Source organism: Aeromonas sp. QDB11 (assembly GCF_027705265.1).
In the GTDB taxonomy this organism is placed as follows: Bacteria; Pseudomonadota; Gammaproteobacteria; order Enterobacterales; family Aeromonadaceae; genus Aeromonas; species Aeromonas allosaccharophila.
In genome coordinates this window covers 42,354-54,121 of the sequence record NZ_JAPDBM010000029.1, presented here as the reverse complement: position 1 = coordinate 54,121, position 11,768 = coordinate 42,354, and the positions used below count along the sequence as shown (strand labels likewise).

The window sequence follows — 11,768 nt, the reverse complement described above, 5'->3', positions numbered from 1 at the left end:
TCCGAAACCAATCAACAGGTTTCGGATTTTCACACATCAGAAGGATCGGTCAATGGATCCTTAACTGATCGGCATTAGGCCACTTGGCCCGGTTTTCTTTTTTCCGGTTGGCAGGCTAACATGCGAGCCGGATAAGGGTTTTATCCGCTCACCAGCCCGCACGCTTTTGTCAGCAGTCACAAGGACGCCATCATGCCCCGTTTTGTTCTGATCACCGGTTGTTCCAGCGGAATTGGCCTCGCCGCCGCACAGGCGCTGGGGCAACACGGTTTTACCGTGATCGCTTCGGCGCGCAAGGCGGAAGATGTGGCCCGCTTGCAGCAACAGGGATTGCTGGCGGTACAGCTGGATCTGGCGGATCCCGCCTCCATCGAGCTGGGTGCCAGTGCGGCGCTCCATCTGGCGGGCGGGCGCCTCTATGGCCTGTTCAACAATGGCGCCTACGGCCAGCCGGGTGCGCTGGAAGATCTGCCCACCGAGGCGCTCAGGGAGCAATTCAATACCAACCTGTTTGGCTGGCACCATCTGATCCGTCAGGTGCTGCCGCCGATGCTGGAGGCCAAAGAGGGCCGGATAGTGCAGAACAGCTCGGTACTGGGGCTGGTTGCCATGAAGTATCGCGGCGCCTACAACGCCAGCAAATTTGCGCTGGAAGGCTATAGCGATACCCTGCGCCTCGAGTTGGCGGGCAGCGGGGTACACATCAGCCTGATTGAACCGGGCCCCATCGATACCCGTTTTCGTGCCAATGCCCGCAGCGCCTTCTTGCGCCACATCGATCCAGCCCAAAGCCGTCATCAATCAGCCTACCGCCAAACCCTGACGCGGCTGGAAAAAGAGGGGGCCACCAGCGGCTTTACCCTCTCCAGCGAAGCCTGCATCCCGCCACTGCTCCATGCGCTGACCCACGCCCATCCCAAGGCGCGCTATCCGGTGACCACTCCGACCCGGCTGTTTGCCTTCCTGCGACGGGTATTGCCCACTCGCTGGCTCGATAAATTGCTGGCCAAATCGGCCTGATCCCGTAACTGGCGACAAGCATCCTGTCGCCCGGATTGGGTTAGCTCTATAGAGGCGCAATCCAACCCGCCAACCTTGTTTATCCCTCTCTTCAGTAGTGCTCACCGTTGCTGTAATAGGCGCTCTTGACCAGGGGGATCACCTGCACCACCACATAGGTCTGCTCCCCCAGCACCTGCTTCAAATGGCGCGTGATAAGGCGCGCGGCGGCATCCTGCATCTCCTGCGGCCGTTCGAACCAGTGCAACTCGACAAACGGAAACCCCGCCTCTGGCTCGCCGTTACGGATCCAGCAGCTCTCCACCCGCTCCATGGTGACAAACTCCGGCTTGCCGCCGCTCAGCTCGCAAAGCTCGGCCAGCAGCGGGCCGCTCACCTGTTGCAGGGTATCGAGCGTCACAGCGCGAAAACGAAGATGGGGCATGGCAAACCTCTTGGTTATCTGAAATGAGGACTTATCATAGGAGTTATTGTCAGCAAGAGAAGTCACCCGGCGCATATTAAGGATCCCCATGAGATTTCATCGCACCCTCTTTGCCTTCCTGCTCTGCCTGCTGCTACCGCTGCACGCCTTTGCCGATCCTGCCTTCTATCGGGTGAGCAAGGGCAACCAGCAACACTGGCTGCTGGGCTCCATCCATGCGGGCAAGCCAGCCCTCTATCCGCTGCCCGAGCCGGTTGAGCGCGCCTGGTTGCAGAGCCGAGCACTGGTGATGGAGGTGGACATGAACAGCATCACGCCGGATCAGTGGCAACAGACCGGCTCCCTCACCCGACTGGTGGATGGCAAACCGCTCAAGGATCATCTGCCTGCCGAGCTCTATCAACGCACCCTGATGGCGGGCGCCCGCTATGGCATCGACGAGGCCACCCTTGCCACCCTGCGCCCCTGGTTTGCCGCCATTACCCTGACCCAGGCCGCTATGGCCCGCTCCGACTTCAAGAGTGAACTCGGGATAGACCAGCACTTTGCCACCCGGGCCGCCAAAGAGGGCAAACCGGTAGTGGGTTTTGAAACCCTGCTGGAGCAGCTCGGTTATCTGGCCAGCGTGGGTGACAACCAGACCCTGATGCTTGCCAGTACCCTGGATGAGCTGCCAATGCTGGAGACAGGTTTCGCCGCCGTGATGAAAGCGTGGCAGCAGGGGGATGAGGCGACGCTGATCAATCTACTCAAAGAGGAGATGGCCCCGCCCGCGCTACAGAGCTGGATGGAGCAGACCCTGCTGGCCGAACGCAACCACAACTGGCTGAAAAAATGGTCCACCCTGCCCAGCGAGAGCTTTATCGTGGTAGGCGCCCTGCACCTTTACGGCGCACAGGGATTGCTGGCGTTGCTGGAGCAGCAGGGGTGGCACATTACCCCGCTCACCACACCGGGCCCTGTGCAGGCTCGGCAGCAAGGAGTCCAGTGAGAACGATCACAGAACGCACTGGTTATTAAACAACCTGCAAGGGAGTTGATCGGGATCATCCCGGACGGGGCAAAGAGGTATTTATCATGCCTGTCATCAACCGGGTGACAGGAGCAATAAAATGGACTTTTGGCTGGACCTGATGTTTGGCAACCGCGTGGGATTGATGTCGATGCTGGTGATTATCGGCACCTTCTTGCTCATCAGCTCTTACGCGGCCTACTTCATCTACAAGGTGATGCACTCGCAACCGCCTCATTCACAGCAACCCCATTCTCAACAACCCAAAGAGGGAAAATAATCCTCTGACCCCGGGCGGTCGCTCACACTGACCGCCTGTGCTGTTTTATGGTTCGTGACAGTGATTCCCGGGCCAGACGGCACCGGCTTCCATGCTGGGCTCCCCTCTTATCTCCTCCCGCTTTCCCCGTTTTCTGTGCCGGTTGCGGCCGTTATAATGGCCGCCACTTTTTCTTATGGGGAGCCTGCCGTGTCTCATAACGACGAACTCTCGCTATTTATGAATGAAGTGGCCGACGTGCGGCCCATTCGCAGCGACAACATCCATCCCCATGCGGCCAAATCCGCCCCGACCGAGGCGCAGCTCGCTCGCCGTCAGGCTGCTACCGCGCAGCAACTCGCCCTCGACCACCTCACCATGGAGGCCATTGAAATGCGCGATCCGCACGAGATCGTCGGCTTCAAGCGTGATGGGGTGCAGGAGGGGGTCTACAAGAAGCTGCGGCTCGGCAAATACGAGCTGCAGGCCAGCCTGGACTTGCACCAAAAAACCCTCAACGAAGCGCGCCAGACGCTGGTGCAGTTCATTGCGGATTGTGAAGTCCGGGATATCCGCTGCCTGCTGATCCTGCACGGCAAGGGGGAGCGCAGCACCCCGCGCGCCCTGCTGAAAAGCTATGTCAGCGCCTGGTTGCCGCAACTGCCCGCCGTCATGGCGATCCACAGCGCCGAGCGTCGCCACGGCGGCAGCGGCGCCCTCTACGTGCTGCTGCGCAAAAGCGAGCGCAAAAAAGCGGAAAACCGCGAACGGCACCAGAAGCGGCTAGGTTAACCCGCCGCTCGCCACCACCCCTTTGGCCCGCCAGCGTGAAGGTGGTCAACGATGCAGCGGCGGTGTTAGCATCAAACAGCCCCGATCATGCCAGGTACGGGGCGGCATACCATCAGGGACGATAACAAGGACAATCCCATGTCATATCAAAAGCTTGAACAACATCAGCAGCAGATCCACCGCTTTAGCCACCTCGCCGCCATCTGCGGCTGGGATCAGGCGGCCATGATGCCGGAAGGGGGCAACGATGCCCGCGCCGAAGCGATGGCCGAACTCGGTCTGCTGATCCACCAGAAGCGCACCGCTCCCGAGCTGGGCGACTGGATTGCCAAGGCCGAGAGCGAGCCGCTCGATGAAGTGCAACGGGCCAATCTCGGCGAGATCAAGCGCCAGTGGCAAGATGCCAGCCTGCTGCCCGGTGAGCTGGTCGAAGCGCTGTCGCTGGCCGGCAGCAAGTGCGAGCACGCCTGGCGCAGCCAGCGCAAGCACAACGACTGGGCCGGTTTTGCCCCCAATCTCGAAGAAGTGGTGAAACTCTCCCGTAACGTGGCACAGCTGCGGGCCGATGCGCTTGGCGTGCGCCCCTACGATGCCATGCTGGCGCTCTATGAGCCGGGCATGACCAGCGCACGGCTCGATCAGATCTTCGGCGATCTCGCCAGCTGGCTGCCGAACCTTATTCAAACCGTGAGCGAACAGCAGAAGGGCGATGCCCTGCTGCTGCCGCAAGGCCCCTTCCCCATCCCGACGCAGCAGGCGCTCGGTCAGGAGGTAATGGGACTGCTCGGCTTTGATTTCGCCCACGGCCGCCTCGATGTGAGCAGTCACCCCTTCTGTGGCGGCGTGCCGACCGATGTGCGGATCACCACCCGCTACAACGAGCAGGAGTTTGTCTCCAGCCTGATGGGCATAGTGCACGAGACCGGTCATGCCCGTTACGAACAGGGGCTGCCGCGCCATCTGCTGGGTCAGCCGGTGGCCGAGGCGCGCTCCATGGCGATCCACGAGAGCCAGAGCCTGTTTTGCGAGATGCAGCTGGGCCATCATCCGGCCTTTCTGAGTCTGCTGGCGCCACGCATTCGTCACCACTTCGGCGAGCAGGCGGCGTTTGCACCGGACAATCTGGCCAAGCTCTACAGCCGGGTCGAGCCGGGCTTTATCCGGGTCGATGCGGACGAAGTGACCTATCCGGCCCACGTTATCCTGCGCTACGAGCTGGAGCGCGATCTGGTGGAAGGAAAGATCGAGGTGGCCGACATCCCCGAGCTGTGGGATGCCAAGATGCAGCAGTGGCTGGGACTCTCCACCAAGGGCAACTACCGCAATGGCTGCATGCAGGATATTCACTGGACCGACGGCTCGTTTGGCTACTTCCCGAGCTACACCCTGGGTGCCATGTATGCCGCCCAGCTGCGCTTTGCCCTCGAAAAAGAGCTGGGCAGCATGGGGGACGTCATCGCGGCGGGCCGTCTGCCGGAGATCTTCGGCTGGCTCGGACGCAACATCTGGTCACAAGGGAGCCTGCACAGCACCGACGAGCTGGTGCGCCGTGCCACCGGTGAAGCGCTCAACCCGCACTGGCTGCGCCAGCATCTGGAACAGCGCTACCTGAAGTGATGAGAGCAACAAGCTAACAGCAGAACGGGGCCCTTTTTAGTTGACCACTACAGGGCCCCGTTTTTATGGCGGTTCATTTTTATGGCGGTGCATGGCGCAGCACACCCTCACCACCATGTAGTAAAAAGAGAGGATTCAGAGGGGATCAGGGGAACCCAGCAACTCGCGCAGGTGCAGGATATTGCCCTCCGGGTCGAAGGCATTGCGCACCACAAAGCCGGGCCCCGTCCACTGCTGTGGCAGCAGGCCGCCGCCGAGATCCGCCGCCTTCGCTTCTGCCCAGGCAAGGCTGGATACGGTGAAAAACAGCTTGATGGCCCCCTCTTCCCGCAGTTCCGGCGGGCGGTTGATAACGACCTGCTCGGCATAGGGTTCGGGAATGGCGTGGATCAGCAGCTGGATATCGCTGTTTTCCAGCACTACCAGCTGCTCATCCTGACTGCAGACCACCATCTGCAGCAGGGTACGATAAAACTGGGTCAGCAGGCCCGGATCCTTGGCATAGATCAGGGCACCGGCACGAGCGGGGCCTGGCATGGAGCACTCCTCAATAGTGAACGGCTGGGTGGACAGATCTCCACCTTCTCACAGTTGCGCGCCCCGTTCGATCCTTTTTAGCGGCTCGCCAGCCTCACTGCACAAAGTGCCACTGCCGCAGTGCCAGTGTCGGCGGCGGCCCCTGATCCTCACCCATATCCGCCATGCCCAGCGCCTAGTCATAATGCACCCCGCCAGCACCACTCTCGGTCAGATGCTTGGCGCGCACCGCCCCGAACAGACCGCCACTCCCGGCGATCTTCATCTCGGTGAGCGGAGCATAGAGGGCCGCATAGAGCGGGGTATTGCCCGACAGCTTGACTCCATCCTTGCCACTGTATGCGGAATAGATGGAAATCGCCGGATTACCTGCCGGTGTCAGTCCCTGCTTGCCTGCCGTGACCTCGGCTCCAGCCCCGAGATCGATCTTGCCGCTGACGATCAGGGTCAGGCTGCTGCCCGGCTCGACCGTCAACTGGTTGCTGCCACCCATGGTGAAATCCTTGCCGATCAGCAGCACCACATCCCCCTTGATGGTGAGCTTGGCATCCGACCCCATATTGAGGCTATCGAGCTGATACACGGTCTGCTCCTTGCCAAACAGCTCCCCCTTGCCGGGTAGCGGCAGCCCGGGCTTGTTCTGGTTGCTGCTGGTGACCGAGCCGGTGGAGGGATCCGTAGTCAACACCATCTGCTGGGTGGCCCCCAGCGTCAGCGGGCCATTGATTGGCAGCGTTGCTGGCGGGAATGATTTGGCCAGCGCGGCCACATTGAGCGGGTCACACACCTGCCCGGCTACCGGTGGCAGCTTGGGGTGAATGCGGTATTGGGGATCCAGATACTTCTGGTTCGCCTGATCGTTGAAACTGCCCGCACCGCCATAACTGAGCTTGCCACTGTCGATGCTGGTGCCCCAATCCATGGAGACATTGCCATTGACCGCCACCTGGCCACCGATGCGCCCCCCTTTCAGAGTCAAACTGCCGCCCCCTTTCACATTACCGGAGACCCGGACAATCTTGTCCGAAGAGGGGGAGATAATGACGTCGCTCCCGGCATTCACGTTGCCGGAGATGGGCGAAGATCCGTTCAGGGTCACCGAGCCGGTCGCCCGTACATCACCCCAGATGGGGGAGTGACCATCAAGCACCACATTGGCCTTGTCGCTGACAGTCGCCACCTTGGCATTCTGGTTGATGTTGGTGCCGCCATATTTGCCCTTGCGCGAGTCATAACTATCGATAAGACCGCTGCCGGAGAGACTTAGCCCTTCGCACGCCACCACCGAGTCCTGGAAGATCAGATTGCCCGGTTCACGCTTGAGGGCAAACAGCGCGTTGAGGCTGGCATTGCCCTCCAGATAGCGGCCATGGCTCTGCAGCGCCAGCTTGCTGTCGGCTTCAGTATCAAGCTGCTCGATGCTGAAGCGGCTACCCGCCATCGCCCCTTCGCCCTTGCCCGGCACCTTCTGCACCAACCGATCCCACTCGATGCGCGGCTCGGCGCCAAGCGCCTGACGCAGGGCGCGATAGCTCTCGTTCATGCCCTGCTCGGCACTCAGCTGCGCATTGATCTTCTTGTGAAAATTGCCGCTCAGGCGGGTCTGCAACTGGTTCTCCTGAATGCTGGTAAACACCAGCAGACTCGACAGCAGGCTCACCACCAGCACCACCAGCAATACGGCTCCCCGTTGCCCCTGCAATCCCTTGTTCATCCTGCTCCCCCAGTTGTGGCGTTGGCACCGGATGTGGCCAGCGCTGCCGCCCAGACCGCCTTGCGACGGGCCACCTGCACCTCTACCCCCGGCTCCAGATAGCCGGGCAGCCCTTCGGGCAAGATGCGGATATTGACCAGCGTCCCCTGCTGGCCGAATTCAAGATCCTGAAGATGCGCCAGCAACAGGCGCGCGCCGTCCCCGTCATCGCAACTGAGTACCGGCGGCGTGAAGCGGTATTGCTCGGTAAAATCGGCGGTTTTCTGGTTGCCAAGGCAGGAGAGCACCTGACTGCCCCCCTCCACCTTGAAAGCGAGCGTCAGGCGATCAGGGGTGACGGCAATCAGTTGATCCGCCTGCTTGATGCTGTTGGTAAAGGTCAGCGTGGCAAAGCGCAGCACTTCGTTTGCCTGCTCCAGCGCCTTACTCTGCTCGACCGTGCTTTTAATCGGGGCGTAACCAGCAAAAATCGCCAGTATCAGCATCAGGCCGAGCACCATGGAGATCATCAGCTCGACGAGACTGACGCCTCGCTGTCGGGAGGGAACGGTCAGCATAGGGGGGGAAATCCTGCGTTCAGCTCCACCCGCTTGGCACCGGAGACCCGCTTGTCCTGCCACTCGATAGCGACCACAAAGTTATCGCTGTAGCGGTTCGGCAGCACCAGCCGGTGACCATCATGCAGGGTGAAACGGGCGAGAAAATCGGCCTGGGTGAACCGCTCCGGCTTGCGTTGAACTTCGCACAGCGAGCTCCAGATCTGCTCCACGCTGTTGCTCGCCTCGATAGTGGCCAGCGTGCTCTGCAGGCTGTAGTGCGCCTGCTGCAACGAGACCATCTGCCCCTTGGCGAGACCGAGAAACACCATCACCGCCAACACCATGGAGACCATGATCTCCACCAGATTGAAACCCTGCTGGCGAGCAGGCGCGGCGTGTTTCATGAGCAGCTCCCTTGCAGCAGCTGACCGCTCGGCGCCACGCAGAGCACGCGCTGATCACCGAGTCGATTGGCCAAAGTGATCTCGGTGTGGCGGCTGCTGCCGGTTGGCGCGATCCGGATCGGCTCAAACGGCTTGATCACCACGCCGCCAGCGGGGGCTGCCGCCTGACGCAGCAACTTGCTGTCGGCCATCACCTCCCAACCGCCACTCTCGGTGCCCTGCAGCACCACCGGCAGGGTCAGCTTGACCGCCTCGCTGCGGGCAAAACGGTAGGCAGAAGCGAGCTCGGTGGCAGAGCGCTCGAGCCGCTCGGCCGCGAGGCGCTGACTCATGGAGGGCACCGCAACCAGCAGCAAGATGGCGGCAATGCCGACCGTGATCATCAACTCAATCAGGGTAAATCCGCGCACGTTCATCTTATGATCCCCAGCAGTCATGACGGTTGGCCGCGCGATAACCGGTGTGATCGAGCGTCAGAGTGCCGCACTCATCCTGTTGTCGCGTCGTCGGAATGGCTTTGAGCAGGTAGTCGCCAGCGTCTTGCTGGCTGTAGTTGAATTGGTAGAAATCCGTGCTGGGAGGGGGGACAAACGTGTCGGGATAACGGCCCTGTTGGGTATAGATACGCTCGAGGGCGAGTGCCTGCTCCAGCAGTTGCTGCTGCGCTTCATAACGACGCCCCTGTTGCAGATACCCCTGATACGCAGGTAGCGCGATGGCCGCGAGAATGCTGACAACCGTCATGGCGATCAGCAATTCGATCAGACTAAACCCCCGGCAACGGGGCCATGCCGTACAGTCGCTCACTTATCATCCTTGGCAAGTGTTGTTGTTATTGGTCGGCCGCTGGCCGCAAAGAGCTTGACTTAATAATCACGAAAAATTAACTGACTCGATTGAACAACACAAAACCGTTCCCCTCAATGATAAAAAGATAATTATGTGATCTGTTATCCGTTTTTAATCAGCTTGCAACACCACTAATCTCGCAAGGAAAATAAAGTTGAGCCAATCCCCCTGCCGAGTCGCTCCGGGTGAAACGACGGGGTGGCCGATTTTTGCTATCCCTGTCCGTTTCTGGCTAGTCATGGCCCCCACGTCCCCTTACTCTCTTGCCATCTGTTCCAGCAAAATATCCCAGCAAAGGCGCCATGCAATGAATGCAAAGCCAAGCCCAGAGTCGTCACACGATGAGCGGATCAACGCCCTCAGCCGCGAACAGTGCCACGCCGCACGGCTCGCCCGCGATGCGCGCTTCGATGGCCGCTTCTTTACCGGCGTGATCTCGACCGGCATCTACTGCCGGCCGGTCTGCCCGGCACGGCCACCGCACGAGCACAATGTGCGCTACTTCCAAAGCGCCGCTGCCGCCGAGCAATATGGGCTGCGACCCTGCCTGCGCTGCCGGCCGGAGCTGGCCCCCGCCGCCCGTGGCGATCTGCCGGTTGAGCTGGCACGTCTGCTGGCGCGCATCGATCGTGGCGAGCTGGCTGATGGCACGCTCGCCGAACTGGCCACAGAGGCCGGAATAAGCGAACGCACGCTGCGCCGCCAGTTCGAGCAGCACCTCGGCGCCTCACCAAAACAGGTGGAACAGACGCGACGCCTGCTGCTCGCAAAACGGCTGCTGACCGAAACCGGGCTGCCCATCACCGACATCGCGTTTACCGCCGGTTTTGCCAGCATCCGCCGCTTCAACGATGCCTGGCTGAACGCCTATGGGATGGCCCCACGCACCTTACGCCAGCAAGAGCAGCACGATGACGCGACAGAACACATGGGCTCGGAGCCGCGCGGCGCAACCCTGACGCTGCAACTGCCCTACCGCCCCCCGTATGACGTGGCAGCCATGCTGGCGTTCTACCGGCTGCGGGCGATCCCGGGGCTGGAGCGGGTGGATGGTGAGGTGTATGAGCGGCGCTACCGGGTCGGCGATCAGGTTGCGCTGGTGCGCATCGCGCAGGGCAAGGGGCATAGCCTGCAGCTCACCGTCCATGATCTGCCGCTCGCGGCGCTGCCTGATCTGCTGTATCGGGTGCGCCGGATGTGGGATCTCGATGCCGATATGCAGCGGATCGGCGATCGGCTCGGTCAGGATCCGCTGCTAGCGCGTTTGCAGGCGCGCTGGCCGGGCGTGCGGCTGCCCGCCGGCTGGGATGAGTACGAGGTGATGCTGCGCGCCATCGTCGGCCAGCAGGTATCGGTCAAGGGGGCCATCACCCTGCTCGGGCGACTGGTAGCCCGCACCGGGGCGCAATTCGGGGTGGCGCAACTACCGACCCCCGCCCAGTTGTGCGAACTCGATCTCGACGGCATCGGCATGCCCGGCAGCCGCATTCGCACCCTGCGGGGAGTGGCCGAGGCGCTGGCCAGCGGCGAACTGACCCTCACGACAGCCAGTGACGAGCAGTTGCTGGCGCTACCGGGCATAGGCCCCTGGACGGTCTCTTACTGGCGGCTGCGCTGCGGGCTGGATACCGATGCTTTCCCCGCCTCCGATCTGGTGCTGCAAAAAGCGCTCGGGGGCGGTGCCAAGCTGCCGGTGAAAGAGGTGTTGGCACAAAGCGCGGCGTGGCAGCCGTGGCGCAGCTATGCGGCCAGCTGGCTGTGGCACGCCATGAGTGAAGCGCCCAATTTGCTGATCCATGCCACCAGCAACGAACAACAGCCAGATACCCAACAACAGGAGATAACCCCATGATCCGCTACGATATCCTGCCGACCCGCTGTGGCGATCTGCTGGTCGCCATCAATGAATCCGGTCTGGTACACGTAGACTTTGTGGCGGGCCTGCGGGCACTGCCAGATATGAGTGGCTGGCAACAAGAGCGCGAGGCGCTGGCCCCCTTCCTCGCCGAATTTGACGCCTATTTTGCCGGTCGCTTGCAGCGCTTCTCCCTGCCCCTTGCGGCTCGCGGCACCGCTTTTCAGCAAGCGGTGTGGCAAGCATTGTGTGATATTCCCTACGGCGAAACTCGCAGCTACAGCGATATTGCCCGCGCTATCGGCAAACCCGATGCGGTGCGGGCAGTGGGCGCTGCAAACGGCCGCAATCCGCTCTCGATCATCGTCCCCTGCCATCGGGTGATCGGCCAAAACGGCAGCCTGACCGGCTATGCGGGGGGATTGGAGATCAAAAAGATGTTGCTGGATCTGGAAAATAGCCAGCGTAATGCCACAACAAGCCACGCTACCTGAATATCACACGTTATATGCTATACCTCGTCATAAATTATAATTGAGAGCACATGGCGTAACGTTAAATAACAAAACAGGTATGATAGCCTTCACATTAAGGTAATATCGCAACATCCAACAACCATGACCCAACGAAAAAACAACAATTGAAATGGAAATTTCCTTTCCGTTCCAGATTATCAAGTGTGATTGCCATTCATTTTTACCCTCTGCTCAATTAGTATTATGCTGACCACAAACCACTTTTAATGA

The 11,768-nt window shown here is 60.8% G+C and carries 14 protein-coding genes; 7 read left to right on the top strand and 7 right to left on the bottom strand.

Features of this window, described 5'->3' with window-relative positions; genetic code table 11:
• Positions 1-192: 192 nt before the first annotated feature.
• Entirely contained in the window at positions 193-1,020 is an 828-nt protein-coding gene (locus OKC40_RS11695) for an SDR family oxidoreductase (RefSeq protein ID WP_005343603.1), read from the top strand.
• 91 nt (positions 1,021-1,111) lie between these two features.
• Here OKC40_RS11695 and OKC40_RS11690 read toward each other — a convergent pair whose 3' ends face one another.
• Positions 1,112-1,444, bottom strand: a complete 333-nt coding sequence (locus OKC40_RS11690) for a DUF1904 family protein (RefSeq protein ID WP_234605642.1) — start codon at positions 1,442-1,444, stop codon at positions 1,112-1,114.
• 88 nt (positions 1,445-1,532) lie between these two features.
• Between OKC40_RS11690 and OKC40_RS11685 the strand changes: the two genes are divergently transcribed.
• The 4 genes from OKC40_RS11685 to OKC40_RS11670 all read left to right on the top strand — a co-directional run bounded on the left by OKC40_RS11685 (position 1,533) and on the right by OKC40_RS11670 (position 5,124).
• The gene (locus OKC40_RS11685; protein ID WP_234605643.1) at positions 1,533-2,435 is read left to right on the top strand and encodes a TraB/GumN family protein; all 903 of its coding nucleotides are present in this window, start codon (positions 1,533-1,535) and stop codon (positions 2,433-2,435) included.
• 121 nt (positions 2,436-2,556) lie between these two features.
• The gene (locus OKC40_RS11680; RefSeq protein WP_234605644.1) at positions 2,557-2,736 is read left to right on the top strand and encodes a DUF3149 domain-containing protein; all 180 of its coding nucleotides are present in this window, start codon (positions 2,557-2,559) and stop codon (positions 2,734-2,736) included.
• A 189-nt stretch (positions 2,737-2,925) separates the two neighbouring features.
• Entirely contained in the window at positions 2,926-3,507 is a 582-nt protein-coding gene (smrA, locus tag OKC40_RS11675; protein WP_042060152.1) for a DNA endonuclease SmrA, read from the top strand.
• A gap of 138 nt (positions 3,508-3,645) precedes the next feature.
• The gene (locus OKC40_RS11670) at positions 3,646-5,124 is read left to right on the top strand and encodes a carboxypeptidase M32 (RefSeq protein ID WP_234605645.1); all 1,479 of its coding nucleotides are present in this window, start codon (positions 3,646-3,648) and stop codon (positions 5,122-5,124) included.
• Between the two features lie 135 nt (positions 5,125-5,259).
• Here OKC40_RS11670 and OKC40_RS11665 read toward each other — a convergent pair whose 3' ends face one another.
• The 6 genes from OKC40_RS11665 to OKC40_RS11640 all read right to left on the bottom strand — a co-directional run bounded on the left by OKC40_RS11665 (position 5,260) and on the right by OKC40_RS11640 (position 9,125).
• Entirely contained in the window at positions 5,260-5,661 is a 402-nt protein-coding gene (locus OKC40_RS11665) for a VOC family protein (RefSeq protein WP_234605646.1), read from the bottom strand.
• Positions 5,662-5,836: 175 nt separating this feature from the next.
• Entirely contained in the window at positions 5,837-7,375 is a 1,539-nt protein-coding gene (locus tag OKC40_RS11660; protein ID WP_270795308.1) for a DUF7305 domain-containing protein, read from the bottom strand.
• Positions 7,372-7,932, bottom strand: coding sequence for a PilW family protein (locus OKC40_RS11655; RefSeq protein WP_234605648.1), 561 nt, complete (start codon positions 7,930-7,932; stop codon positions 7,372-7,374). Before OKC40_RS11655 ends, OKC40_RS11660 begins: the two co-directional genes overlap by 4 nt.
• Positions 7,926-8,318: a type IV pilus modification PilV family protein gene (locus tag OKC40_RS11650; RefSeq protein ID WP_270795305.1), complete on the bottom strand. Its 393-nt coding sequence runs from the start codon at positions 8,316-8,318 to the stop codon at positions 7,926-7,928. Before OKC40_RS11650 ends, OKC40_RS11655 begins: the two co-directional genes overlap by 7 nt.
• Entirely contained in the window at positions 8,315-8,734 is a 420-nt protein-coding gene (locus tag OKC40_RS11645) for a GspH/FimT family pseudopilin (protein ID WP_042060180.1), read from the bottom strand. Before OKC40_RS11645 ends, OKC40_RS11650 begins: the two co-directional genes overlap by 4 nt.
• Position 8,735: 1 nt before the next feature.
• Positions 8,736-9,125: a type IV pilin protein gene (locus OKC40_RS11640; protein ID WP_234605650.1), complete on the bottom strand. Its 390-nt coding sequence runs from the start codon at positions 9,123-9,125 to the stop codon at positions 8,736-8,738.
• 349 nt (positions 9,126-9,474) lie between these two features.
• Here OKC40_RS11640 and OKC40_RS11635 point away from each other — a divergent pair, with 349 nt between their 5' ends.
• Positions 9,475-11,019: an AlkA N-terminal domain-containing protein gene (locus OKC40_RS11635; RefSeq protein ID WP_234605651.1), complete on the top strand. Its 1,545-nt coding sequence runs from the start codon at positions 9,475-9,477 to the stop codon at positions 11,017-11,019.
• Positions 11,016-11,516: a methylated-DNA--[protein]-cysteine S-methyltransferase gene (locus OKC40_RS11630; protein WP_234605652.1), complete on the top strand. Its 501-nt coding sequence runs from the start codon at positions 11,016-11,018 to the stop codon at positions 11,514-11,516. Before OKC40_RS11635 ends, OKC40_RS11630 begins: the two co-directional genes overlap by 4 nt.
• Positions 11,517-11,768: the final 252 nt, after the last annotated feature.

Bases quoted from the DNA above. Each gene is read 5' to 3' on its own strand.
- OKC40_RS11695 (WP_005343603.1), top strand. From the start codon at position 193: ATGCCCCGTTTTGTTCTGATCACCGGTTGTTCCAGCGGAATTGGCCTC.
- OKC40_RS11690 (WP_234605642.1), bottom strand. From the start codon at position 1,444: ATGCCCCATCTTCGTTTTCGCGCTGTGACGCTCGATACCCTGCAACAG.
- OKC40_RS11685 (WP_234605643.1), top strand. From the start codon at position 1,533: ATGAGATTTCATCGCACCCTCTTTGCCTTCCTGCTCTGCCTGCTGCTA.
- OKC40_RS11680 (WP_234605644.1), top strand. From the start codon at position 2,557: ATGGACTTTTGGCTGGACCTGATGTTTGGCAACCGCGTGGGATTGATG.
- OKC40_RS11670 (WP_234605645.1), top strand. From the start codon at position 3,646: ATGTCATATCAAAAGCTTGAACAACATCAGCAGCAGATCCACCGCTTT.
- OKC40_RS11665 (WP_234605646.1), bottom strand. From the start codon at position 5,661: ATGCCAGGCCCCGCTCGTGCCGGTGCCCTGATCTATGCCAAGGATCCG.
- OKC40_RS11660 (WP_270795308.1), bottom strand. From the start codon at position 7,375: ATGAACAAGGGATTGCAGGGGCAACGGGGAGCCGTATTGCTGGTGGTG.
- OKC40_RS11655 (WP_234605648.1), bottom strand. From the start codon at position 7,932: ATGCTGACCGTTCCCTCCCGACAGCGAGGCGTCAGTCTCGTCGAGCTG.
- OKC40_RS11650 (WP_270795305.1), bottom strand. From the start codon at position 8,318: ATGAAACACGCCGCGCCTGCTCGCCAGCAGGGTTTCAATCTGGTGGAG.
- OKC40_RS11645 (WP_042060180.1), bottom strand. From the start codon at position 8,734: ATGAACGTGCGCGGATTTACCCTGATTGAGTTGATGATCACGGTCGGC.
- OKC40_RS11635 (WP_234605651.1), top strand. From the start codon at position 9,475: ATGAATGCAAAGCCAAGCCCAGAGTCGTCACACGATGAGCGGATCAAC.
- OKC40_RS11630 (WP_234605652.1), top strand. From the start codon at position 11,016: ATGATCCGCTACGATATCCTGCCGACCCGCTGTGGCGATCTGCTGGTC.